Annotated in this window: 19 protein-coding genes; 14 read left to right on the top strand and 5 right to left on the bottom strand. The window is 74.4% G+C overall.

Going from position 1 to position 21172, the window contains the following annotated elements; genetic code table 11:
* Positions 1-729: 729 nt before the first annotated feature.
* Positions 730-1485, bottom strand: a complete 756-nt coding sequence (locus AB7J25_RS13235; RefSeq protein WP_428508661.1) for a LamB/YcsF family protein — start codon at positions 1483-1485, stop codon at positions 730-732.
* A gap of 157 nt (positions 1486-1642) precedes the next feature.
* Between AB7J25_RS13235 and purS the strand changes: the two genes are divergently transcribed.
* The 12 genes from purS to AB7J25_RS13175 all read left to right on the top strand — a co-directional run bounded on the left by purS (position 1643) and on the right by AB7J25_RS13175 (position 15187).
* Positions 1643-1876, top strand: a complete 234-nt coding sequence (gene purS, locus AB7J25_RS13230; RefSeq protein WP_428508659.1) for a phosphoribosylformylglycinamidine synthase subunit PurS — start codon at positions 1643-1645, stop codon at positions 1874-1876.
* 31 nt (positions 1877-1907) lie between these two features.
* Positions 1908-2579, top strand: a complete 672-nt coding sequence (gene purQ / locus AB7J25_RS13225) for a phosphoribosylformylglycinamidine synthase subunit PurQ (RefSeq protein ID WP_428508657.1) — start codon at positions 1908-1910, stop codon at positions 2577-2579.
* 147 nt (positions 2580-2726) lie between these two features.
* On the top strand, positions 2727-3890 hold the full coding sequence (locus AB7J25_RS13220; protein WP_428508655.1) for a PP2C family protein-serine/threonine phosphatase: 1164 nt from the start codon (positions 2727-2729) through the stop codon (positions 3888-3890).
* Positions 3887-5449 (top strand): sensor histidine kinase, encoded by a 1563-nt coding sequence (locus tag AB7J25_RS13215; protein ID WP_428508653.1) that lies wholly within the window; start codon positions 3887-3889, stop codon positions 5447-5449. Before AB7J25_RS13220 ends, AB7J25_RS13215 begins: the two co-directional genes overlap by 4 nt.
* Positions 5446-5898: a response regulator gene (locus AB7J25_RS13210; protein ID WP_428508651.1), complete on the top strand. Its 453-nt coding sequence runs from the start codon at positions 5446-5448 to the stop codon at positions 5896-5898. The genes AB7J25_RS13215 and AB7J25_RS13210 overlap by 4 nt, the downstream gene beginning before the upstream one ends.
* Positions 5899-5962: 64 nt before the next feature.
* Complete coding sequence (locus AB7J25_RS13205) at positions 5963-6958, top strand: hypothetical protein (RefSeq protein WP_428508649.1); 996 nt, start codon at positions 5963-5965, stop codon at positions 6956-6958.
* Positions 6959-7527: 569 nt separating this feature from the next.
* Complete coding sequence (purL, locus tag AB7J25_RS13200; RefSeq protein WP_428508647.1) at positions 7528-9804, top strand: phosphoribosylformylglycinamidine synthase subunit PurL; 2277 nt, start codon at positions 7528-7530, stop codon at positions 9802-9804.
* Positions 9801-10139 (top strand): sterol carrier family protein, encoded by a 339-nt coding sequence (locus AB7J25_RS13195; RefSeq protein ID WP_428508645.1) that lies wholly within the window; start codon positions 9801-9803, stop codon positions 10137-10139. The genes purL and AB7J25_RS13195 overlap by 4 nt, the downstream gene beginning before the upstream one ends.
* 129 nt (positions 10140-10268) lie before the next feature.
* Positions 10269-11522, top strand: a complete 1254-nt coding sequence (locus AB7J25_RS13190) for a putative bifunctional diguanylate cyclase/phosphodiesterase (RefSeq protein WP_428508643.1) — start codon at positions 10269-10271, stop codon at positions 11520-11522.
* An 80-nt stretch (positions 11523-11602) separates the two neighbouring features.
* The gene (gene purF, locus AB7J25_RS13185) at positions 11603-13198 is read left to right on the top strand and encodes an amidophosphoribosyltransferase (RefSeq protein ID WP_428508641.1); all 1596 of its coding nucleotides are present in this window, start codon (positions 11603-11605) and stop codon (positions 13196-13198) included.
* A 73-nt stretch (positions 13199-13271) separates the two neighbouring features.
* A complete protein-coding gene (gene purM / locus AB7J25_RS13180; RefSeq protein WP_428508639.1) occupies positions 13272-14390 on the top strand; it encodes a phosphoribosylformylglycinamidine cyclo-ligase in 1119 nt (372 codons plus the stop codon).
* 26 nt (positions 14391-14416) lie between these two features.
* Positions 14417-15187 (top strand): VOC family protein, encoded by a 771-nt coding sequence (locus tag AB7J25_RS13175; RefSeq protein WP_428508637.1) that lies wholly within the window; start codon positions 14417-14419, stop codon positions 15185-15187.
* Positions 15188-15205: 18 nt separating this feature from the next.
* Here the strand turns inward: AB7J25_RS13175 and aroE are convergent, their stop codons facing one another.
* The 4 genes from aroE to AB7J25_RS13155 are packed head-to-tail and all read right to left on the bottom strand — an operon-like array spanning position 15206 to position 19004.
* Positions 15206-16051, bottom strand: a complete 846-nt coding sequence (gene aroE / locus AB7J25_RS13170; protein WP_428508635.1) for a shikimate dehydrogenase — start codon at positions 16049-16051, stop codon at positions 15206-15208.
* Between the two features lie 36 nt (positions 16052-16087).
* Positions 16088-17074 carry a Gfo/Idh/MocA family protein gene (locus tag AB7J25_RS13165; RefSeq protein WP_428508633.1) on the bottom strand — a complete coding sequence of 329 codons (987 nt, stop codon included), beginning with the start codon at positions 17072-17074 and terminating at the stop codon, positions 16088-16090.
* The gene (locus tag AB7J25_RS13160) at positions 17074-17850 is read right to left on the bottom strand and encodes an SDR family oxidoreductase (protein ID WP_428508631.1); all 777 of its coding nucleotides are present in this window, start codon (positions 17848-17850) and stop codon (positions 17074-17076) included. Before AB7J25_RS13160 ends, AB7J25_RS13165 begins: the two co-directional genes overlap by 1 nt.
* The gene (locus AB7J25_RS13155; RefSeq protein ID WP_428508629.1) at positions 17847-19004 is read right to left on the bottom strand and encodes a phytanoyl-CoA dioxygenase family protein; all 1158 of its coding nucleotides are present in this window, start codon (positions 19002-19004) and stop codon (positions 17847-17849) included. Before AB7J25_RS13155 ends, AB7J25_RS13160 begins: the two co-directional genes overlap by 4 nt.
* Before the next feature lie 185 nt (positions 19005-19189).
* Here AB7J25_RS13155 and AB7J25_RS13150 point away from each other — a divergent pair, with 185 nt between their 5' ends.
* Positions 19190-20173: a LacI family DNA-binding transcriptional regulator gene (locus AB7J25_RS13150; protein WP_428508627.1), complete on the top strand. Its 984-nt coding sequence runs from the start codon at positions 19190-19192 to the stop codon at positions 20171-20173.
* Positions 20174-20267: 94 nt separating this feature from the next.
* Positions 20268-21047: a sporulation protein gene (locus AB7J25_RS13145; RefSeq protein ID WP_428508625.1), complete on the top strand. Its 780-nt coding sequence runs from the start codon at positions 20268-20270 to the stop codon at positions 21045-21047.
* The last annotated feature ends 125 nt before the right edge of the window (positions 21048-21172 follow it).

Here is a 21172-nt window from a genome sequence, read left to right as displayed (position 1 = left end):
AGACGGGACGTCTGGTGCGCGCCAACGGCACGTACGGGAAATAGGTTTGCCCAAACGGGCCGTTCGCGCGGGGCGCCGCGCGCCGGGGAGGGCGTGCGCGTGGGGGAGGGGCCATCCCCGCCACCGCCGCCAACGACGGCCCTCGGCCCACGACCGGCCCCGCCGCCCCCCGGCTGCCGACACCGGGTATCGCGCCTCGCGACCTCGCCCCCGTCGGCCGGCCCGACGACCTCCGTGGCCCACGGCGCAGCGCACCCGTCGCCCATGCCGCCGGGCTCGCGCGCGCGGCCCGGGCTCGGGGTGCGCGGGCCGCCGATCGTGCGCCGCCCCCGGCACCCGCAGCTACCCCGCCGTCCGAGAGCCCGCGGTGGGCGGTGGGCGTCCACGACTGAGCCAGGAGCGCCCTCGGCGGAGACCCTGCAGCTCCTCCTCGCAGGGACTGCACATCCTTCGCAGTGGCCGCAGCATCTGCGAAGCGCGCGCCACCCCTGCGAGGTGCACCGCAACCCCTGCGAGGTGCACGCCACCCCTGCGAAGCACGCGGGCACCCGCCGAGGCACACAACCCGGGCGCCCACACCCCCGGCCCGCTACGGGCGCCCCGGCACCGAAGACGCCGGCCCGGGGGTGATGACGCGAGCCGGCATGAGGGCGCGGCCCGGGGGATGAGCGTGCGGGACGGATTGCGACGCGCGTGCACCGACGCCGCCACCGGACCGCCGCGCAGCGCTCACACGAACGGCGCCACCGCCGCGCCCGCCGCGTCGAGCGCCTGCCGCACCGCCCGGGCCATCGCCACCGCCCCCGGCGAGTCCCCGTGCACGCACACCGACTCCGCGGTCACCGGCACGACCGACCCGTCCACCGCCTCGACGACCCCCTCCCGCGCGAGCCGCAGCACCCGAGCAGCCACGGCGGCGGGATTCGCGAGCAGCGCTCCCGGTTCCGAGCGCCGCACCAGGGTGCCCTCGGGGGTGTAGCCGCGATCGGCGAAGAACTCCCGGACGGTCGCGAGCCCGGCCTCCTCGGCCGCACGCAGCAGCGCCGAGCCGGGCAGCCCGAGGATCGGCAGCGTGCGGTCGTACTCGACAACGGCGGCGACGACGGCGCGGGCCTGCTCCTCGTGGTGCACGACCGCGTTGTAGAGCGCCCCGTGCGGCTTCACGTAACGCACCCGCGTGCCGCTGACCCGGCAGATCCCGGCGAGCGCCCCGAGCTGGTAGACCACGTCGTCGGTGAGCTGGCGCGGTTCGACGTCGAGGAAGCGGCGACCGAACCCCGCCAGATCCGGATAGCCCACCTGCGCCCCGACGACGACGCCGCGCTCGACCGCGGCCGTGCACGTACGCCGCAGCGTCGACGGGTCGCCCGCGTGGAACCCGCACGCGACGTTCGCCGACGAGACGACGCCGAGCACGGCCGCGTCGTCGCCGAGCGTCCAGCGGCCGAAGGACTCGCCGACATCGGAGTTCAGATCGATCCGCACCCCAACCTCCCCGCTGCATGCGCAGCCTACGACCCGGCCCGGACGAGTACCCGCCGTCCACCCGAGGCGCCACCACCGCGCCTGCCCGCACACTCCGACCTGCGCGAAGAGCGCCCGGACGCCGTCCGCGCCTGGGCCGGAACGTAGGCTCTCCGCCGTGGCGCGTGTGGTGGTGGACGTGATGCCCAAGCCGGAGATCCTCGATCCTCAGGGTCAGGCCGTGGCGCGGGCCCTCGCGCGCCTCGGCGTCGCCGGGGTCGCGGACGTTCGGCAGGGCAAGCACTTCGAGCTGGAGGTCGAGGACGGTGTCGACGACGAGACGTTGCACCGGATCGCGGGGAGCCTGCTCGCGAACCCGGTGATCGAGAACTGGACGGTCCGGCGGGCATGAGTGCGCGGCATCTGCTTGTCAGGATGACGCCATGAGGGTCGGCGTGATCACCTTCCCCGGCACGCTCGACGACGTCGACGCGGCGCGGGCGGTCCGGTACGCGGGTGGTGAGCCGGTGGCGCTGTGGCACGCCGACACCGGCCTGCGCGGGGTCGGGGCCGTCGTCGTCCCGGGCGGCTTCTCCTACGGCGACTACCTGCGCGCCGGCGCGATCGCCGCCCGCGCGCCGATCATGACGTCGGTGATCGAGGCCGCCGGGCGCGGCCTGCCGGTCCTGGGCATCTGCAACGGCTTCCAGATCCTCTGCGAGGCGGGCCTCCTGCCGGGCGCGCTGGTGCGCAACGCCGGCCTGCACTTCGTGTGCCGGGACCAGCGGCTGCACGTCGCGTCCGCCGACACGGCCTGGACGCGCGACTACGCGGTGGGCCAGGAGATCCTGGTGCCGCTCAAGTCGGGGGAGGGCCGCTTCGTCGCGGACGCCGACACGCTCGCGCGGCTGGAGGGCGAGGGCCGCGTGGTGTTCCGCTACGCGGGCGGCAACCCCAACGGCTCGCTCGCCGACATCGCCGGTATCGCCTCGGTGGACGGCCGCGTCGTAGGCCTGATGCCGCACCCCGAGCACGCGATCGATCCGCTGTTCGGGCCCTCCGAGGAGGGCCTCGGACTCTTCACCTCGGTGCTGCGCGCGGTGGCCGCAGCCTGACCGTTTTCCCCGGTGGTGCGCGCCCACCGCGGCGTCGTAGGCTGCCCGGGCTCGGTGTCGAAGCCTCCGCCCGTAACCGGGCCCGACGCTGCCCGAGGAGGGGTTCTGGCCGAGCTCCCGCAGTACCCCACAGGGCTCGCGCCCGCGGTGTCCGCGTGGCGCGTGCTGCTCGTCGAGGACGATCCGGCGGACGCGTTCCTCGTCCAGGAGCACCTGTCCGAAGCCGCTCCCGGGCTGAAGGTCGTCGTCGCCGGGTCCGTGATCGAGGCGCTGGACCGCGGCCTGCTCGGCGGCTGCGCCTGCGTCCTGCTCGACCTCAACGTGCCCGGCAGCAACGGGCTCGACGGGTTGCGCGCCCTCCTGCGCGCCGATCCGGGCGCGGCGGTATGCGTGCTCACCGGCCTGGACGACGAGCACCTCGGCATCGCCGCGGTGGCCGAGGGTGCGCAGGACTACCTGGTCAAGGGCCGCTCGGACGGCCCCGTCCTGATCCGGGCGATCCGCTACGCCGTCGAGCGCCGCCGCGCCGAGGCGAGCCTCATGCGGCTGCACGTGGAGCAGCGGGCGGCGGCCGAGTCGCTGCGCCTGGAACGGGGGCTCCTGCCCAAGCCGCTGCTCGACGGCAGCACGGTGGCGGCGGTGCCGTTCTACCGGCCTGGCCGCACCCGGGCGGCGGTCGGCGGCGACTTCTACGACGCCGTGCTCGGCCCGAGCGGCACCGTCCACGCGATCGTCGGGGATGTCGCGGGGCACGGCCCGGACGAGGCGGCGCTCGGGGCGTTGCTGCGGGTGTCGTGGCGCGCACTCGTGCTCGCCGGGGTGGACGAGGCCGAGGTGCTGCCGAAGCTGCAGCAGGTGCTGGTGAGCGAGCGCCACGAGCGCAGCCTGTTCACCACGGTGTGCACGGTCGCGGTCCGGCGCGGCGGCGGGGCCGAGGTCACGGTGCGGTTGGCGGGGCACCCGCCGCCGGTGCTGCTGCGGCCCGGGCCCGCGCGGCTGGGCGTCCCGGTCGGGCCGCCGCTGGGCATCGTGTCGACAGGTTCCTGGCGGCCGTGGCACACCCGGGTCGCACCCGGCTGGGCCCTGATGCTGCACACGGACGGGCTGATGGAGGGCCGGGGTCGCGTACCCGGCGAGCTGCTGTGGGAGGAGGGGCTGCACGAGGTCCTGGCCGAGGAGGCCGGCGTGGCGCTGCCGGACCTGCCCGCGCGGCTCGTCGAACGCGCGGAGGAGATCAACGGCGGCCCGCTCGTGGACGACGTGGCGATCCTCCTGCTCTCCGACGCCGCAGGCGGGATGGAGGTCGCGTGACGGCGGCCGTCCCCGTGGAGGAGGTACCGGACGGGACGCCGAGGGCGAGCGGGCGGCGCTGGCCGCTGCGGCGGGTGTTCGTCGTCGGCGCGGCCGTGGCCGCGGCGGTCGGCGTGCTCGCGGTCGTCCTCGGGACGCTCGCGATGATGCGCCTCGACGAGGCACGCACCGTGCTGCTGGACGTCGTCGGCCCCGCACAGGCGGCCGGCCAGTCGCTGTCGGTGGCGCTGCTCGACCAGGAGACCGGCGTGCGCGGCTTCGTCATCTCCGGCGGCAACCCCGAGTTCCTCGAGCCCTACCGGGCCGGCCGCGCGGCTGAGGCCGAGGCCGTCGCGACGCTGCGCGAGCTCGCCGATCGCGGCCGGCTCGAGCGGCTCGGTCCGGACCTCACCGCCGCCCAGACCGCGATCGCCGCCTGGCACACCGCATACGTGGACGGCGTCGTCGCGGGCGCCGCAGCGGACCCGGAGGCCGGCCGCATGCTCTTCGACCCGGTGCGGCTCGCGGTGACCCGGCTCGATGCCGACCTCACTGCGGACCGGGTGGCCGCGCGCGAGCAGGTGGACGCCGCCGCGTCGTTCCTCGCCTCCGTCGGGATCGCCATCGCTGCCGCGATGGCGCTGCTCCTGACCGCCGTCGGGGTGGGTCTGCGCCGCGGGGTGCTGGGACCGGTGTCGGAGCTCGCCCGGCAGGTGCGCGAGGTCGCGTCCGGCGACTTCGGCCGTCCCGTCGCCGTGTCCGGACCGCGCGAGATCGCCGCGCTCGGCGAGGACGTCGAGACCATGCGCCGCCGCATCGTCCGCGAGCTGGATGCGGTCCGGCGCGCCCACGACCGACTCGACGAGCAGGCGCGCGACCTCGAACGCTCCAACCGCGACCTCGAGCAGTTCGCCTACGTGGCGAGCCACGACCTGCAGGAACCGCTGCGGAAGGTGGCGAGCTTCTGCCAGCTCCTGCAGCGCCGCTACGCGGGGCAGCTCGACGAGCGGGCGGACCAGTACATCGGCTTCGCCGTGGACGGCGCCCAGCGCATGCAGCGGCTCATCAACGACCTGCTCGCCTTCTCCCGGGTCGGGCGGACCGCGGAAGCCTTCGCGGAGGTCGATCTCGGCGCCGTCGCCGCGACCGCAGGCGCGCAGCTGGAGAGCGCCCGCGCCGAGGTCGACGGCGAGATCGTCGTGGGCGCGCTGCCCACCGTCGTCGGGGACCCGGTGCTGCTGCGCCAGCTGCTGGTCAACCTCATCGGCAACGGCCTCAAGTTCCACCGCGACGGCGTCGCGCCCGTCGTGCGGGTGACGGGCGCGCGCGAGGACGGGGCGGCGGAGATCACCGTCGCGGACAACGGCATCGGCATCGAACCCGAGTACGCCGACAAGGTGTTCGTGATCTTCCAGCGCCTGCACACCCACGAGCGCTACCCCGGCACCGGCATCGGGCTCGCGCTGGCCAAGAAGATCGTGGAGTTCCACGGCGGCAGGATCGCCGTCGACTCCCCCGACGACGGCCCCGGAACCGTCGTCCGCGTGACCCTCCCCGACCAGCCCCAGGAGACGGCATGATCTCGACCGGCGACGGAGTCCGGTACATCAACGTCCTGCTCGTCGAGGACGACCCCGGTGACGTGCTGATGACCCGCGAGGCGTTCGACGAGTACCTGCACAACCGCCTCGATGTCGTCACCGACGGTGCTGCGGCGCTCGCCTTCCTGCGCCGCGAGGGCGAGTACGCCGAGGTCGTGCGCCCGGACCTCGTCCTGCTCGACCTCAACCTGCCCCGCCGCGACGGCCGCGAGGTGCTCCAGGAGATCAAGGACGACCCGGACCTGCGCACCATCCCCGTCATCGTGCTCACGACCTCGCAGGCCGAGGAGGACGTGCTGCGCAGCTACCAGCTGCACGCGAACGCCTACGTCACCAAGCCCGTCGACTTCGAGGGGTTCATCGAGGCGATCAAGCAGATCGACCACTTCTTCGTGAGCGTGGTGCAGCTGCCCCGCGAGCGGGAGTGATCTCCGGGGGATCTCGGGGTCACGCCGGAGGTGCCTCGGCGGACCGGCCGCTGGACTTGGGCGCATGGCCACCCCCGCACGCCACTGGCGCTCGCTGCTCGTCTGGCTGCACGTCGTCTCGTCGGTGAGCTGGATGAGCCAGGCCGCGGCGCTGGCCGTCCTGCTGGGGACGGCGGCGGTGGACCCGCAGCTGCGCGTGGCGACCACGACGGTCGCGGAGCTCCTCGACACCACGGTCCTCGTGCACTCGGCGAACACCTCGGCGTTCACGGGGTTCGCCCTGTCCGCGCTGACCAGCTGGGGGTTCTTCCACCACTGGTGGGTGGCGGCGAAGTTCACCGTGACCATCGGGCAGCTCTACCTGGGCATCTTCGTGCTCTCGGACCGGCTGCACCGGGTCGCGGACTCCGGCGGCACCTCGGGGGACCTCGTCGCGATGGCGATGACGGCCGCACTGATGGCGGGCGCGATCGCGGCGCAGGCGTGGCTGTCGGTGGCGAAGCCCTGGGGACGCACGCCGCTCGCGGCCCGCGCGCCGAAGCCGCGGGCCGCCGGCGCCTGGTGGCTCGCGGCGGCGGTGCTCGCCCCGGTGTTGGACGTCGCGGCGGGCGCGTTCTGGTGGGGACACCCGCTGCCGGCGGCGTCGCTCCTCACGCTCGCCGCGGCGCTGGTGGCGCGGGCCGTCGCGGTGCGGCGGGAGCGGCGGCGCGGCCGTCCGCGCGGGCGACCGCGCGGCCACCCGCGGGGCCGTCTGCGGGGCCGTGAGGTGCTCGCCCCGCTGTCCGTCCCGCGCGGACGGGCGACACCGCTCCGTGTGCACCGATGCGTGTGGTCGCCCGCCACCCACGTGGCTCGCGAACACACATGTTCCTGTGACCGTGTTGCTGTGGCCGGCCGCCGCATCGGCCCGTCGCGGCCTGCTCGCACATGTGTTCCTGTGGTCGCACAGAGCGAGGGGTCGTGGCACATAGCGTCGGCGGTGTGTGCCACCGCCGCGGGGTGTGTGCGGGCGACCGAGCGTGTGTTCGAGCGACGGAACCCGTGCGCGGGCGACGGTTGACGTGCGCGTGACGTGCGCGGGCAGCCTAGAACAGATGTGCAGCCACCCGGATCGCGGGCGCCGGCACTTGGAGACCTGTGCGGCCGCATGGAACACATGTGCGGCCCCGCTCGGGTCGGCTGCGCACGGCTTGTGGGCCGCCGCTGGGCGGCGGCGCGCTGACCCCGCCGGCGCGCAGGGGGCCAGCGGCGCGCTGGCCCGCCGGGCGCGGGCTCGCACATGTGTTCCTGTGGTCACACAGTGCGCGCGGTTGTGGCACATATCGTCGACGGTGTGTGCCACCGCCGCGGGGTGTGTGCGGGCGACCGAGCGTGTGTTCGAGTGACGGAACCCGTGCGCGGGCAGCCCGGAACACATGTGCGGGCGCATCGCAGACATGTGCGGGCGACGGAGCGGGTGTTCGAGTGACGGAACCCGTGCGCGGGCCGGCCGCTGCCCCGGCCGTCGTCCGGCCGCGCATCGGCTGCCGACTGCTCGCCGCCGCCCGCCGCCCACCCCCGTCCCGCCGCACACGAGCCCGCCGGCGACGGCCCTGCGGCGCCGCGAGACGCCGAACGTAGGCTTCGCTCGTGACGCCCGCCGCCACCGCGATCGACACCGTCGCCCACGCCGCCATCACATCCGACCAGGCGCAGCCCTACCGCGAGCTGGGCCTCAAGGACGACGAGTACGCCCGCATCCGGGAGATTCTCGGCCGCCGCCCCACGGACGCCGAGCTCGCGATGTACAGCGTGATGTGGAGCGAGCACTGCTCGTACAAGTCCTCGAAGGTGCACCTGCGCTACTTCGGCGAGACCACCACGGACGAGATGCGCCGCCACATGCTGGCGGGGATCGGCGAGAACGCGGGTGTCGTGGAGATCGGCGACGGCTGGGCCGTGACGTTCAAGGTCGAGTCGCACAACCACCCGTCCTACGTGGAGCCCTACCAGGGCGCGGCCACGGGCGTGGGCGGGATCGTCCGGGACATCATGGCGATGGGCGCGCGACCGGTCGCGGTGGCCGATCCGCTGCGGTTCGGCCCGGCGGACGCACCGGACACCGCGCGCGTGCTGCCCGGCGTGGTGGCGGGGATCGGTGGCTACGGCAACTCGCTGGGCTTGCCCAACGTCGGCGGCGAGGTCGTCTTCGACCCCTCCTACCTGGGGAACCCGCTGGTCAACGCGCTCTGTGTCGGGGCGCTGCGCACCGAGGACCTCCATCTCGCGTTCGCCTCCGGCGCCGGCAACAAGATCGTCCTGTTCGGCGCCCGCACCGGCCTGGACGGCATCGGCGGCGTGTCCGTGCTGGCCAGCGAGACCTTCGACGGCGACGAGTCCGGCACCGGCCGCAAGAAGCTGCCGAGCGTGCAGGTCGGCGACCCGTTCACCGAGAAGGTGCTCATCGAGTGCTGCCTGGAGCTGTTCCACGCCGGGCTGGTGGTCGGCATCCAGGACCTGGGCGGCGCAGGGCTCTCCTGCGCGACGAGCGAGCTCGCCTCAGCGGGCGACGGCGGCATGCACGTGAACCTGGACGCGGTGCCGCTGCGGGCGGCGAACATGTCGCCTGCGGAGATCCTCTCCAGCGAGTCGCAGGAGCGCATGTGCGCGGTCGTCACGCCGGAGAACGTGGAGCGCTTCCTCGCCGTCTGCCGCCGCTGGGACGTGCTGGCCACCGTGATCGGCGAGGTCACCGAGGGAGACCGCCTCGTCATCGACTGGCACGGCGAGACGGTCGTCGACGTCCCGCCCCGCACGGTCGCCCATGACGGGCCCGTCTACCGGCGCCCGGTGCAGCGCGACGACGCGGCGCAGGACGCCCTGCAGGCCGACGGCCCGCAGCGGCTCCCGCGCCCGGAGACGCCGTCGGAGCTGCGCGCGGAGATCCTGCGGATGGCGGCGAGCCCCAACCTCTGCAGCCGGGCGTGGGTCACGGACCAGTACGACCGCTACGTCCGCGGCAACACCGCGTCGGCCCAGCCTGCGGACGCCGGAGTCGTGCGCGTCGACGAGCAGACCGGCCGCGGGATCGCGGTCGCCACGGACTGCAACGGGCGCTTCACGGCGCTGGACCCCTACGCGGGTGCGCAGCTCGCGCTCGGCGAGGCCTATCGCAACGTCGCCACGTCGGGGGCCCGTCCGGTGGCGGTGACGAACTGCCTGAACTTCGGCTCACCGGAGGACCCCCACGTCATGTGGCAGTTCGCGCAGGCCGTCCGCGGACTGGCGGACGGCTGCGCGGCGCTCGGCATCCCCGTCACCGGCGGGAACGTGAGCTTCTACAACCAGACGGGCGACCGCCCGATCCTCCCGACCCCGGTCGTGGGCGTCCTCGGCGTCCTGGACGACGTGGCGCGGCGGATCCCGCCCGGGTTCCCCCGCGACGGGGACGCGGTGCTGCTGCTCGGCGCCACGGCGGACGAGCTGGGCGGCTCGGAGTGGGCGCACGTCGTGCACTGCCATCTCGGCGGCCGCCCGCCCGCGGTCGACCTGGCGGCGGAGCAACGGCTGGCAGCGTTCGTGGCGCAGGCCCCCGTCACGGGGGCGCACGACCTGTCCGACGGCGGTCTCGCCCAGGCCCTGGTGGAGGCCTGCCTGGTCGGTGGGCGCGGGGCGCGGGTCGCGTTGCCGGAGGCGCTGGAGCCGTTCGTGGCGCTGTTCGCCGAGTCGACGGCCCGGCTGCTGGTGACGGTCGCCCCCGCCGACGTGGACGCCGTCCGTGCGGCGGCCGCCCGGCAGGGCGTGCCCGCCACCGTGCTCGGGACGACCGGCGGCTCCGCGCTGGAGATCGGGAGCCTCGCCCCGCTGCCGCTGGACGAGCTGCGCGCGGCCTGGGAGGGCACGCTGCCTGCGCTGTTCGGGGCATGACCGTCGGGCCCGAGATCCGCGCCTGGCTCGACGGCGGACCTTCCCCCGATCGAGTGATGGTGCGGGCCGCGGTGAAGGAGACGCTGGCCGAGCTCGCGAACCGGCTGCCCGGGCGCAGCGTGGAGGTGCGGGTGCCGCCGTTCGGGGCGGTGCAGTGCGTCCAGGGCCCGCGGCACGGCCGGGGGACCCCGCCCAATGTCGTCGAGACCGATCCCCGCACGTGGCTTGCGCTCGCGACCGGCCGCACGACCTGGGACGATGCCCTGGTCGGCGGCACGATGTCGGCATCGGGCGTCCGGGCGGGCGCGATCGCGGCCGCCCTCCCGCTCGCGTGACCTGCACCCGGTTCACCAATCCGGTGGACCTGAGCGCTCCGCGCTGGCGGCCCTTCGGTCGACGCGCGACACTTCCCATGACCGTGACGGGTGGCGGAGGAGGCCTGCGTGGTTGCTCCCCGTAGTCAGATGTCGGATCCCGAGCCCGAGCCGGACCCCCTCGGCGACCTGGCCCAGGAATGGGCGGACCGGGCCGGCGAGGGGGATCCGAAGGTCGTCGAGCGGCTCGTCGCGCTGCTCCACCGCTTCGTCGGGGTGCTCGCCGCCGAGCCGTTCCGGCCGAGGACGGGCCGGGCTCTGGGCTCGGAGCTGTTCGGCACCGGCCTGTGCGGGCGGGAGATGCCACCCCGGCCGGGTGTCGAGGAGGTCCTCGCGATCGGCCTGGGGCTCCTGCGCCGGGCGGCGAAGCAGCTGGGTGCCGGCGGGTCGCAGGGCCGCCGCCGCCTGGACGAGGCGCTGGACGAGCTGGCGCTCGGCTTCATCCGGGGCCTGCGGGACCGGGTGCTCGCCGGACATCACGGCGGGGCGATCGTGGACATGCCGCATCCCCGCATGCCCGAGTGCAAGGCGCGGGCGGCGCTCCTGGCCGCCCTCGGGCGGGCGCTCACCCAGAACGAGCTTCGGCTGGTCTACCAGCCGCTCGTCCGACTCGCGGACGGCTGCATGCTCGGTGCCGAGGCGCTGGTGCGCTGGCAGCACCCCGTGGACGGGCTGATCGGGCCGGGCCGGTTCATCCGGGTCGCCGAGACCAGCGGCCTCATCGTCCCGCTGGGCCGGTGGGTGCTCGCCGAGTCGTGCGCGCAGGCGGTCCGGTGGGCTCGCGAGCTGGACGGCGACCTGGACGGCGACGGTCCGTACGTGAGCGTCAACGTCTCCCCGGTGCAGCTGGTCGAGGACGGCTGGGTGCATGAGGTGCGGTCGATCCTGTCCGCCACCGGACTGCCGCCGCACCGGCTGCAGCTGGAGATCACCGAACAGGCGGTGCTGGAGGACGAGGCCTCGGCGCTGGAGGCGCTGAACGCCCTGCGCGCCATCGGCGTCCGCCTCGCCCTGGACGACTTCGGCACCGGCTACTCGAGCCTGTCCTGGTTGCGGCGGCTGCCGGTGCAGGCGTTGAAGATCGACGGGTCGTTCGTGGACGGCCTGCGCCACCCGCACCCGAACTCCGTCGACCAGTCGATCGTGCGGGCGCTCGTGGACCTGGCGCACGCGCTGGACCTGGAGGTCACCGCCGAGTGGGTCGAGACGGAGGCGCAGGCGCGGCGGCTCGTCGAGCTGGGCTGCGACATGGGCCAGGGCCGCTGGTTCGGTGACGCGGGTCCCGGGGAATGGGTTCCGCAGCGCTGGCGGCGTACCCTTCGGCATGGAGGGTCGTCCTCCTGACCGCCGGTCCGCCCGTGCCAGCCACATGCTGAGGAGCGTCCGCGTTGGGTTCCCACCGACACGCGCACCCGACCGATCCGATGAGTCGCGCCGATCCGGACCCCGATCCCGATCCCGCGACCGACACAGCCGCCGATGACGCCGGACCCCGCGAGGAGTGCGGCGTCTTCGGTGTCTGGGCTCCGGGCGAGGAGGTCTCGAAGCTCGCCTACTACGGGCTCTACGCCCTTCAGCACCGCGGGCAGGAGGCGGCGGGCATCGCCGTGTCCGACGGCTGTCGCATGGTCGTGTTCAAGGATCTGGGCCTGGTCAGCCAGGTCTTCGACGAGCAGGTGCTCTCGTCGCTGCGCGGGCACCTCGCGATCGGGCACGTCCGCTACTCCACCACCGGCTCCACGACGTGGGAGAACGCCCAGCCCACGTTCCGGACCACGGCGACGGGCAGTGGCATCGCGCTGGGCCACAACGGCAACCTGGTCAACACCGCCGAGCTGCGCGACGAGGTCACGTCCCTCACGGGCGCCACGAACGGCCACCGCCGCCGCATCCAGGCCAGCACCGACTCCGATCTCGTCTGCGAGCTGCTCGCCGCCTCCGCCGACGACATCGGTGTCGAGGAAGCGGCGCTGCGGCTCCTGCCGCGGCTGCGCGGCGCCTTCTCGCTGGTGTTCGGTGACGAGCACACGCTCTACGCCGCCCGGGACGCCCACGGGGTCCGCCCCCTCGTGCTGGGCAGGCTGGAACGCGGCTGGGTCGTGGCGAGCGAGACGGCGGCGCTGGACATCGTCGGCGCGTCCGTCGTGCGCGAGGTGGAGCCGGGTGAGCTGCTCGCCATCGACGCGGACGGGATGCGCAGCTCGCGGTTCGCCACGCCCGAGCCGAAGGGCTGCGTGTTCGAGTACGTCTACCTGGCCCGGCCGGACACCGCGATCTCCGGGCGCTCGGTGCACGCGGCCCGCGTCGAGATCGGGCGCAGGCTGGCGCAGGAGAACCCGGTCGAGGCCGATCTCGTGATCCCGGTCCCCGAGTCGGGCACCCCGGCCGCGATCGGCTACGCGCAGGGTTCCGGCATCCCCTACGGGCAGGGCCTGGTCAAGAACGCCTACGTGGGCCGCACGTTCATCCAGCCGTCGCAGACGATCCGCCAGCTGGGGATCCGGCTCAAGCTGAACCCGCTGCGCGACGTGATCCGCGGCAAGCGCCTGGTCGTCGTCGACGACTCGATCGTGCGCGGCAACACCCAGCGCGCGCTGATCCGGATGCTGCGCGAGTCGGGTGCGCTGGAGGTGCACGTGCGGATCGCGTCGCCGCCGGTGCGCTGGCCGTGCTTCTACGGCATCGACTTCGCCACCCGCGCCGAGCTGGTCGCGGGCGACCTCGACGTCGAGGGCGTGCGCCGCTCGATCGGCGCGGACACCCTCGGCTACATCTCCCTGGACGGCCTCGTCGCGGCGAGCGAGCAGCCGCGTTCCCGGTTGTGCACGGCCTGTTTCGACGGCGACTACCCGATCCCGCTTCCGGAGGAGGCGCTGCTCGGCAAGCACCTGCTGGAGCTGGCGGACCGGATCGCTCCGGAGGTCCGGGCGGCGGCGTCCGGTAACCCGGCTCCCGAACGTGAGCAGGCGGATTCCGTCTCCGTCGGCTACGGTGCGCCAGGCCCGAACGACCGATCGTGACGGTCGATCCGCCGCCTGGGCCCCGGCCCCGCGGCGGATCGCGCCGTCCACAGAGCACGTCTGGAGCATCCACATGGTCCTGACCGGCGACGACGCGACCGGCGCCACAGGCCCGACCGGTGCCAGCTACGCCGCCGCCGGCGTCGACATCGAGGTCGGCGAGGCCGCCGTCGACGCGCTGCGGCCGTTCGCGGAGAAGGCGACGCGACCGGAGGTGCTGGGCGGGATCGGTGGCTTCGCGGGGCTGTTCGCGCTGAAGATCGGCCGGTACACCGAACCGGTGCTCGCGGCGTCCACGGACGGTGTGGGCACGAAGGTCGCCGTCGCGCAGGCCATGGACAAGCACGACACCATCGGTGTCGACCTCGTCGCCATGGTCGTCGACGACCTGGTCGTGTGCGGTGCGGAGCCGCTGTTCCTGCAGGACTACATCGCGGTCGGGAAGCTGGTGCCCGAGAAGGTCGCGACGATCGTCAAGGGCATCGCGGACGGGTGCCAGCAGGCGGGCTGCGCGCTGCTCGGCGGTGAGACGGCCGAGCACCCGGGGCTGATGGACGTCGGCGGGTACGACCTGTCGGCGAGCGGCGTGGGGATCGTCGAGGCGGACGCGATGCTGCGCCCGGACCGGGTGCGGCCGGGGGACGTCCTGCTCGCGATGGGGTCCTCGGGGCTGCACTCCAACGGCTACTCGCTGGCCCGCCACGTGCTGCTCGACATCGCGCGCATGCCGCTGGGCGGGCACGTCGAGGAGTTCGGGCACACCCTCGGCGAGGAGCTGCTCGTCCCCACACGGATCTACGCGAAGGACTGCCTCGCGCTGGTGGCCGAGACGTCCGTGCGGACGTTCGCGCACGTCACCGGGGGCGGGCTCGCCCGCAACCTTGACCGGGTGCTGCCGCCGGGGCTCGAGGCGGTCTGCGAGCGCAACACCTGGACACCCGCCCCGGTGTTCAAGCTGATCGCCGCCCGCGGCCGGGTGGAGCGCGCGGAGATGGAGAAGACGTTCAACATGGGCGTCGGCATGGTGGCGGTGCTCGCCCCGGACGACGTGGACCGCGCCCGGGCGGTGCTCACGGCCCGCCACGTCCCGGCGTGGGTGCTGGGCGAGGTGCGCCGCGCCAGATCGCGGTCCGCACCGTCCCGGGCGCCGGGGTCCCGGGTCAGGCTCGTGGGGGACCACCCCCGGTTCTGACGGTGGTCGGGCCTACCGTGACGGCCATGGCTCGCATCGAGAGCGCCACGATCGGCGCGCCCTGCTGGTTCGACCTGTTCACCCGCGATCCCGCCCGCGCCGAGGAGTTCTACGGCGCCGTCCTCGGCTGGACGGCCGATCCCGCGATCACGGAGTTCGGCGGCTACGTCAACTTCCGCTCCGGGGACACCATCGTGGCGGGCATGCTCAGCCACGACGGCACCGCAGACCACCCGGACGGCTGGACGGTCTACTTCGCCACGACGGACGCCAAGGCGACCGCGGACACCGCCGTGGCGGCCGGGGCGACGGTGGCGGACGAGCCGATGCAGGTCGGGGACCTGGGGACGTTCGCGGTGCTCGTCGACCCAGCGGGTGCGCCGTTCGGCCTGTGGCAGCCGGGCGCGCACCAGGGCTTCGGCGTGGCCGCCGAAGCGGGGGCGCCGTTGTGGTTCGAGTATCACGCCCGCGAGTACGCCCCCGCCGTCGGCTTCTACACCGCCGCGCTGGGCGTCGAGGCGTCCGTCATGAGCGACACGCCCGAGTTCCGCTACTCCCAACTCGTCGTGGACGGCGAGCCGCGCGCGGGGATCTTCGATGCCACGTACCTGCCGGAGGGTGTGCCGTCGAACTGGCAGGTCTACCTGGGCGTTCCCGACACCGACGCCGCGGTGGACACCGTGGTGCGCCTCGGTGGTCGCGTGATCCACGCGGCCGAGGACACCCCGTTCGGGCGGATCGCCACGGTGGTGGACCCGACGGGTGCGGTGTTCAGGCTGGGCTCGGTCCCGGGCTGAGCCGGGCGGGCCGGCGGATCATGCGGCGAGCGCCGCCTCCAATGCCGCCCGCAGCACCGCCGGTTCGGCGTCCACGCCCGTCCAGAGCCGGATGCCGATCACGGCCTGGTTCACGAGCATCCCGGTGCCGTCGAGGGTGACGCAGCCGCGCGCCGCGGCCTCCCGGAGAAGCACGGTGCGGGGCGGGTTCGGGATGACGTCGGCGACGACGGTTCCGGGGCGCAGCGTGTCATGGTCGAGGTCCAGGCGCGCGTTGATGTCCGGGTGGAGGCCCACGGAGGTCGTGTTGACCACGATGCCCGCGTCGTCCGGGAGGGGGTGGTGCGCACACCACGGCACGAAGGAGCCTGCCGCCGGGGTACGGGTGTCGACCAGCGCGGCGAGCTCCTCGCCCCGGCGGACGTTGCGGTTCACGATCGTGACGCGGGCCGCCCCGGCCAGCGCCACCTCCACGGCGACCGCCCGCGCGGCCCCGCCCGCCCCGAGCAGGACGACGTGCTGCCCGGCGGGGTCCGCGACCGTGCGCAACGACGCGAGGAACCCCTGTCCGTCGGTGTTCTCGCCGGTCAGCCGCCCGTCCCGGTGCACGACACAGTTGACCGCCCCGATGATCTCTGCCGACGCCGCCAGCCCGTCCAGGTACTCGACGACGGTGACCTTGTGCGGCAGCGAGCAGTTGAAGCCCGCCCATCCCATGGCGCGCGCACCCCGCACGGCGTCGCCGAGGTCCGCGGGTGTCACCTCGCAGTTGAGGTAGCGCGCGTCGATCCCGTGGTGGCGGTACGCGGCCTCGACGACCGCCACCGTGGGGTTCTCCGCCGCCGGTGTCGCGAACGAGCCGGTGAGGGTGGACAGGAAGCTCATGTGCCCAGCATGGCGAGGGAGGCCGGTGCGCGGAACTCAGGCCGGGGCCGCGACGCGGACGGGACGGTGCTCCCGGAGCGACGCGGTGCAGGCCTCTGCGACCCGGCTCGTCGCCACGGCGTCCGCCACCGTGCACGGCGAGGCGATCCGCCCCGCCGCCAGCTCGACGAACGCGGCGAGCTCGGCGCGGAAGGCGTCGGCGAAGCGGTCCATGAAGAACGCGTGCGGCGTCCCGGCCGGGAACGTCGTCCCCGGCTCGACGGAGCGCAGCGGCAGCCGGTCCTCCAGCCCGACCGCGATGCTGTCGGCCGTGCCGTGCAGCTCGAGGCGCACGTCGTAGCCGCGCGGGTTGAGCCGGGTGTTCGAGATCAGCGCGAGCGTGCCGTCGTCCAGGGTGAGCGTCGCGGCGGCGGTGTCGACGTCACCGGCCTCGGCGAACACCGGATCGTGCACGGAGCCCGTCGCGTAGACCTCGACGACCTCGCGGCCGGTGACCCAGCGCACGGCGTCGATGTCGTGCACCGAACAGTCCCGGAAGATCCCGCCGGAGGCCGCGACGTACGCGGGCGGCGGCGGGGCCGGGTCCAGCGTCGTCGCCCGGACGGTGTGCAGCGTGCCCAGCTCCCCGGCCGCGACGGCCGCACGGGCGGCCACGTACCCGGCGTCGAAGCGGCGCGGGAACCCGATCTGCACCCGCTCGTCGCGGCCCGTGACCTTGCCCAGCACGTCCTCGGCGTCCGCGATCGCGGCCGCCACGGGCTTCTCGCAGAATGCCGCCACGCCCGCGTCCACGGCGGCGAGCAGCAGCTCCGGGTGCGCCGGGGTCGCCGCGGCGATCACGACGCCGTCCACGTCGTGCAGCAGGTCCGCGGGCCCGTCGGCCCGCCGGGCGCCCACCTCGGCCGCCACCGCGTCGGCCAGCTCGTCGACGGTGTCGGTGACCACCAGGTCCACCCCGAGCCCGGCCAGGGTCCGCGCGTGGAACGCGCCGATCCGGCCCAGGCCGATCACCCCGATGCGCATCAGTCCAGCCCTCCCAGCACGTTCTGGTCCCAGTCGATCACCGAACCGGTGACCACGCCGCTGCGGTCCGACAGCAGGAAGACCACCATGTCGGCGATTTCGTCCGGGTCGCCGAGGCGGCCCATGGGCAGGTCCTCGCCCGCCCGCTGCGCCCAGCCGTCCGTCGCGCCGTGGGCGTCGCGCTGGATCGCGTCCTCCCCCTCGGTGGCCGTCCAGCCGATGTTCAGGTCGTTCACGCGGATCCGGTCGAAGCGGTGCGCGTGTGCGACGTTGCGGGTGAGGCCCGCGAGCCCCGCCTTCGCCGCCGCGTACGGGGCGAGGAAGGGCTGCCCGCCGTGCGCCGACGTCGAGCCGATGTTGACGATCGAGCCCGGTGCGCCGCGGCGCAGCATGTCCGCTACCACGGCCTGCATGAGGAAGAACGGCCCGCGCAGGTTGATCGCGACGTGCCGGTCGAACAGCTCCGGCGTCGTGTCCAGCAGCGTCCCGCGGTCCACCAGGCCCGCCGCGTTCACCAGGCCGTCCACCCGGCCGAACGCCTCGACGACCTCGGAGACGCACGCGCGCACCGCGTCGACGTCCGTGACGTCGCAGCGGACGAAGCGGGCCTCGGCGCCGGAGGCCTCCAGCTCCGCGACGATCACCTTGCCCGGCTCGGGCCGCCGTCCCGTGACGGCTACGGCGGCGCCCTCGCGGGCTGCGGCGCGCGCGACCGCCGCGCCCACGCCCTGGGTGCCGCCGCTGACGAGGACGACCTTGTCGGTGAGCAGGCTCATCGCCTCCTCCGGTGCTCGTCGAGCCTGGCGTCCAGCCGCTCGGGCGTCCAGCGCTCGTCCACCGCGCGCAGCAGCAGGTCGGCCTGCGAGGGCGGGGCGAGCCCGCCGACGGGCGGGTCGAGATCGAGGTTCGTCGGGAACGCGTAGCCCTCCGCGGCGGAGGCGACGACGGTGCGGACCTCCGCCGGGGCGCGGCGCAGCAGCTCCGGGAACAGCGCCCGGCACATCCGGTCGCGGTCGACCGCCTCCATCGCCCGTCCGAACGCCGAGGACACCTGCAGCAGGTTCGCCGCGCGCCGGACGTCCGTGGTGCGGTTGCGGCCCGCGGCGTGGATCAGCGCGGGGTTGAAGAAGACGGCGTCACCGGTGCGCAGCGGCAGCTGGACGTGGCGGCGGGCGAACAGCGCGTCGAACTCCGGGTGGCCCGCGACGAGGTAGCCGTGGGGGTACTTCTGGGAGTGCGGCAGCAGCATCGTCGGCCCGGAGTCGATCGGCATGTCCGAGTGCGCGACGGCGCCCTGCAGCGTGAGCGCCGGGGAGAGCCGGTGCACGTGCGCGGGGTAGCGCTGCGCCTGCTCGACGGTCATGAAACCGAGGTGGTAGTCGCGGTGGGGGTCCTGCGGGGCGCCGCCCGGGTTCACGACGTTGACCTGGGACGTCATCTGGTAGCCGGGGCCGAGCCAGGCTTCGGAGACCAGCGCGAGGGTGTCGGCGGCGTAGTAGCCGGCGAACGCGGCCGGATCGGCGAGCGCGAGCTTCTCCAGGGCGTTCCAGATGCGGTCGTTGGCGCCGGGCCTGGCGAAGTGGTCGCCCGCGCCGGCGCCGGTGCGGCGCTGTTCGGCGATCAGCTGCTCGAACACGGCCGTGGCGCGGTCGACGGCCGGGACCGGCACGGCGCCGGTGATCGCCAGGACGCCTGCGCCGTCGGCGAGGACGGCGGCGAGCTCGGCCTGCACCTCCGCCCGGTCGGCGGCGGCGAGCGTGACGGCCTCGTAGACGGGGATGCCGCACTCGACGCGGGCCGCGATGGGGGTGTCCGGGCCGGAGGCGCCACCGACCGCGGAGTCGAGGAGCGCGTCGAGATCGGCGACGCGGGCGTCGGCCGCGCGGAGCCACCCGTTCGTGGGTTCTGCGGTGAGCACGGGTCTCGTCATCGAGTCCTCCTAGCAGACTTAAAGCGCTTTAAGCGATACTGTCCGGGAGACGGATCGCGGTGTCAAGACCCGGGTGCGACGGGCAGGAGGCCGCGACTGACCCCGCGCGAACGGCACGTACGGGAAGACCTATTTCCCGTACGTGCCGTTCGCGGGGGGAGACGGCGTGGGGGAAGGGAGGACGGGTGGCGCGCAGGCCCCGCCTGGAGGACGTCGCGGCCGAGGTCGGCCTGTCCATCGCGTCGGTGTCGCTCGTCCTGCGCGGCGCCCCTGGCCCCAGCGCCGCGACCCGCGAGCGCGTCCTCGCCGCGGCGGATCGCCTCGGCTACCGGGTGGACCGCGCCGCGAGCCTGCTCGCCCGCCGCCGCACCCACCTGCTCGGCGTCCCCGTCTCGCTGCGCGACGCCTTCCGCGCCGAGCTCGCCGAGGAGCTGCAGCTCGCCGCGGACGCCCGCGGGTACACCGTCGCCCTCTCCGCGATCACGCCCGTCCACGACGAGGCCCGCGTCGCCGAGACGCTGCTCGACCTGCGCTGTGAGGCCCTCGTCCTGCCCGCGCCCACCCTGTCCGCCGAGGCCATCGGCGACCTCGCGGCGCGCGTCCCGCTCGTCGTCACGGGACGCCACGTCGCGCCCGACGGGTTCGACGTCGTCCGCGTCGCCGACGACCTCGGCGTGGCCCGCGCCGTCGAGCACCTGCTCGCGCTCGGCCACCGCGACCTCGTCCACGTCGACGGCGGCGACCATCCGAGTGCCGCTGAGCGGCGCGCCGGGTTCCTGCGGGCCGCCGGTGCCCACGGGCGGGTCGTCCCGGGTGGGCTCGTCGAGGAGGCCGGGGCGCGGGCCGCGCGTGGGCTGCTCGACGCGGGCGAGCTGCCCACGGCCGTCGTGGCCGCGAACGACCGCTGCGCGGTGGGCGTGCTCGACGTCTTCGTCCGCGCCGGGATCGGCGTGCCCCGCGACGTCTCCCTGATCGGCTATGACGACACCGCGTTCGCCGGTCTCGCCCACGTCGGGCTCACCACGGTGAACCAGGAGGCCCCCGCCCAGGCGCGGGAGGCCGTCGCCGCGGTGGTCGAGCGGCTGGACGCGGACCGGACCCAGCCGCGCGAGATCGTCCTCACGCCGCGCCTCGTGGAGCGGACGAGCACCGGCCCGCCGCGCCGCTGAGCCGCGAGCGCAAGTCCGACCACATCGGACGAACGCCGCCTCGCTCGACGCGGGCCCGTAGGGCGATGCCGCGCGGCGGCCCTAGGCTCACGCCGTGGTGTTCAAGAAGCTCAAGGCGCGGTTCGGCGGCGGCACGACCCTGCAGACGCACGTGCACACCCCGGTGGCGCAGCCCGGCGGCCTCGTCAACGGGGTCGTCGAGATCGTCGGCGGTGAGTTCGCGCAGGACATCCGCTACCTCGCGCTGGCCGCGGAGGCCCGGGTCGAGGTCGAGCACGGCGACGGCGAGTCGCGCCAGGACATGCGGTTCGCCCACCAGCACGTCGCCGGGCAGTTCGTGCTGCACCCCGGGCAGCGCATCGACGTGCCGTTCGGGTTCGCGCTGCCGCTGGAGACGCCGTTCAACGTGATCGCGGGTTCCGAGCTGCGCGGGGTGCGGCTCGGGCTGCGCACGGAGCTGGAGATCGCGAAGTCCCTGGACAAGGGGGACTGGGACCCGATCCGGGTGGAGCCGCTGCCTGCGCAGCGGCGCATCCTGGACGCACTGGTGAACATCGGCTGCCGGTTCAAGTCCGCAGACCTGGAGCGCGGGCGCATCCCCGGCTCGGTGCTGGACTTCTACCAGGAGGTCGAGTTCTACCCGCCGCCGGAGTTCTCGCACGCGATCTCGGAGCTGGAGGTCACGTTCCTGACCTTCCCCCACGGCATGGACGTGCTGCTGGAAGGCGACCGCCGAGGTGGATTCCTGGACTCCGGCGGCGACCGGATCCACCGGCTCTCGATCGGCCACGAGGCCATCGCCCGCGAGGACTGGGAGTCGGTGCTGCGCCACCACCTGCACGAGCTGGGGCGGCGCCGGGGCTTCTTCGGCTGATCAGCCCGACCGCGGGCGCAGCGGGAACCCGGCCGCGGTGTAGACGGCGTCGACCAGCTCGGCGTTGGCCACCGCGTCGTCGGCGTCGACCGGGCACGGGGCACCGTCGCGCAGGTGGGCCCGGA

Origin of the sequence: Pseudonocardia sp., from assembly GCF_050246655.1 — a bacterium.
Lineage (GTDB): Bacteria > Actinomycetota > Actinomycetes > Mycobacteriales > Pseudonocardiaceae > Pseudonocardia.
This window is presented reverse-complemented; position numbering and strand designations above follow the sequence as displayed.

Excerpts from the sequence above, each read along its gene's own strand:
- AB7J25_RS13205 (WP_428508649.1), top strand. The coding sequence starts at position 5,963 with ATGGCCACCCCCGCACGCCACTGGCGCTCGCTGCTCGTCTGGCTGCAC.
- AB7J25_RS13190 (WP_428508643.1), top strand. The coding sequence starts at position 10,269 with ATGTCGGATCCCGAGCCCGAGCCGGACCCCCTCGGCGACCTGGCCCAG.
- purM (WP_428508639.1), top strand. The coding sequence starts at position 13,272 with ATGGTCCTGACCGGCGACGACGCGACCGGCGCCACAGGCCCGACCGGT.
- AB7J25_RS13160 (WP_428508631.1), bottom strand. The coding sequence starts at position 17,850 with ATGAGCCTGCTCACCGACAAGGTCGTCCTCGTCAGCGGCGGCACCCAG.
- aroE (WP_428508635.1), bottom strand. The coding sequence starts at position 16,051 with ATGAGCTTCCTGTCCACCCTCACCGGCTCGTTCGCGACACCGGCGGCG.
- AB7J25_RS13165 (WP_428508633.1), bottom strand. The coding sequence starts at position 17,074 with ATGCGCATCGGGGTGATCGGCCTGGGCCGGATCGGCGCGTTCCACGCG.
- AB7J25_RS13210 (WP_428508651.1), top strand. The coding sequence starts at position 5,446 with ATGATCTCGACCGGCGACGGAGTCCGGTACATCAACGTCCTGCTCGTC.
- AB7J25_RS13195 (WP_428508645.1), top strand. The coding sequence starts at position 9,801 with ATGACCGTCGGGCCCGAGATCCGCGCCTGGCTCGACGGCGGACCTTCC.
- purQ (WP_428508657.1), top strand. The coding sequence starts at position 1,908 with ATGAGGGTCGGCGTGATCACCTTCCCCGGCACGCTCGACGACGTCGAC.
- AB7J25_RS13175 (WP_428508637.1), top strand. The coding sequence starts at position 14,417 with ATGGCTCGCATCGAGAGCGCCACGATCGGCGCGCCCTGCTGGTTCGAC.
- AB7J25_RS13155 (WP_428508629.1), bottom strand. The coding sequence starts at position 19,004 with ATGACGAGACCCGTGCTCACCGCAGAACCCACGAACGGGTGGCTCCGC.
- purF (WP_428508641.1), top strand. The coding sequence starts at position 11,603 with ATGAGTCGCGCCGATCCGGACCCCGATCCCGATCCCGCGACCGACACA.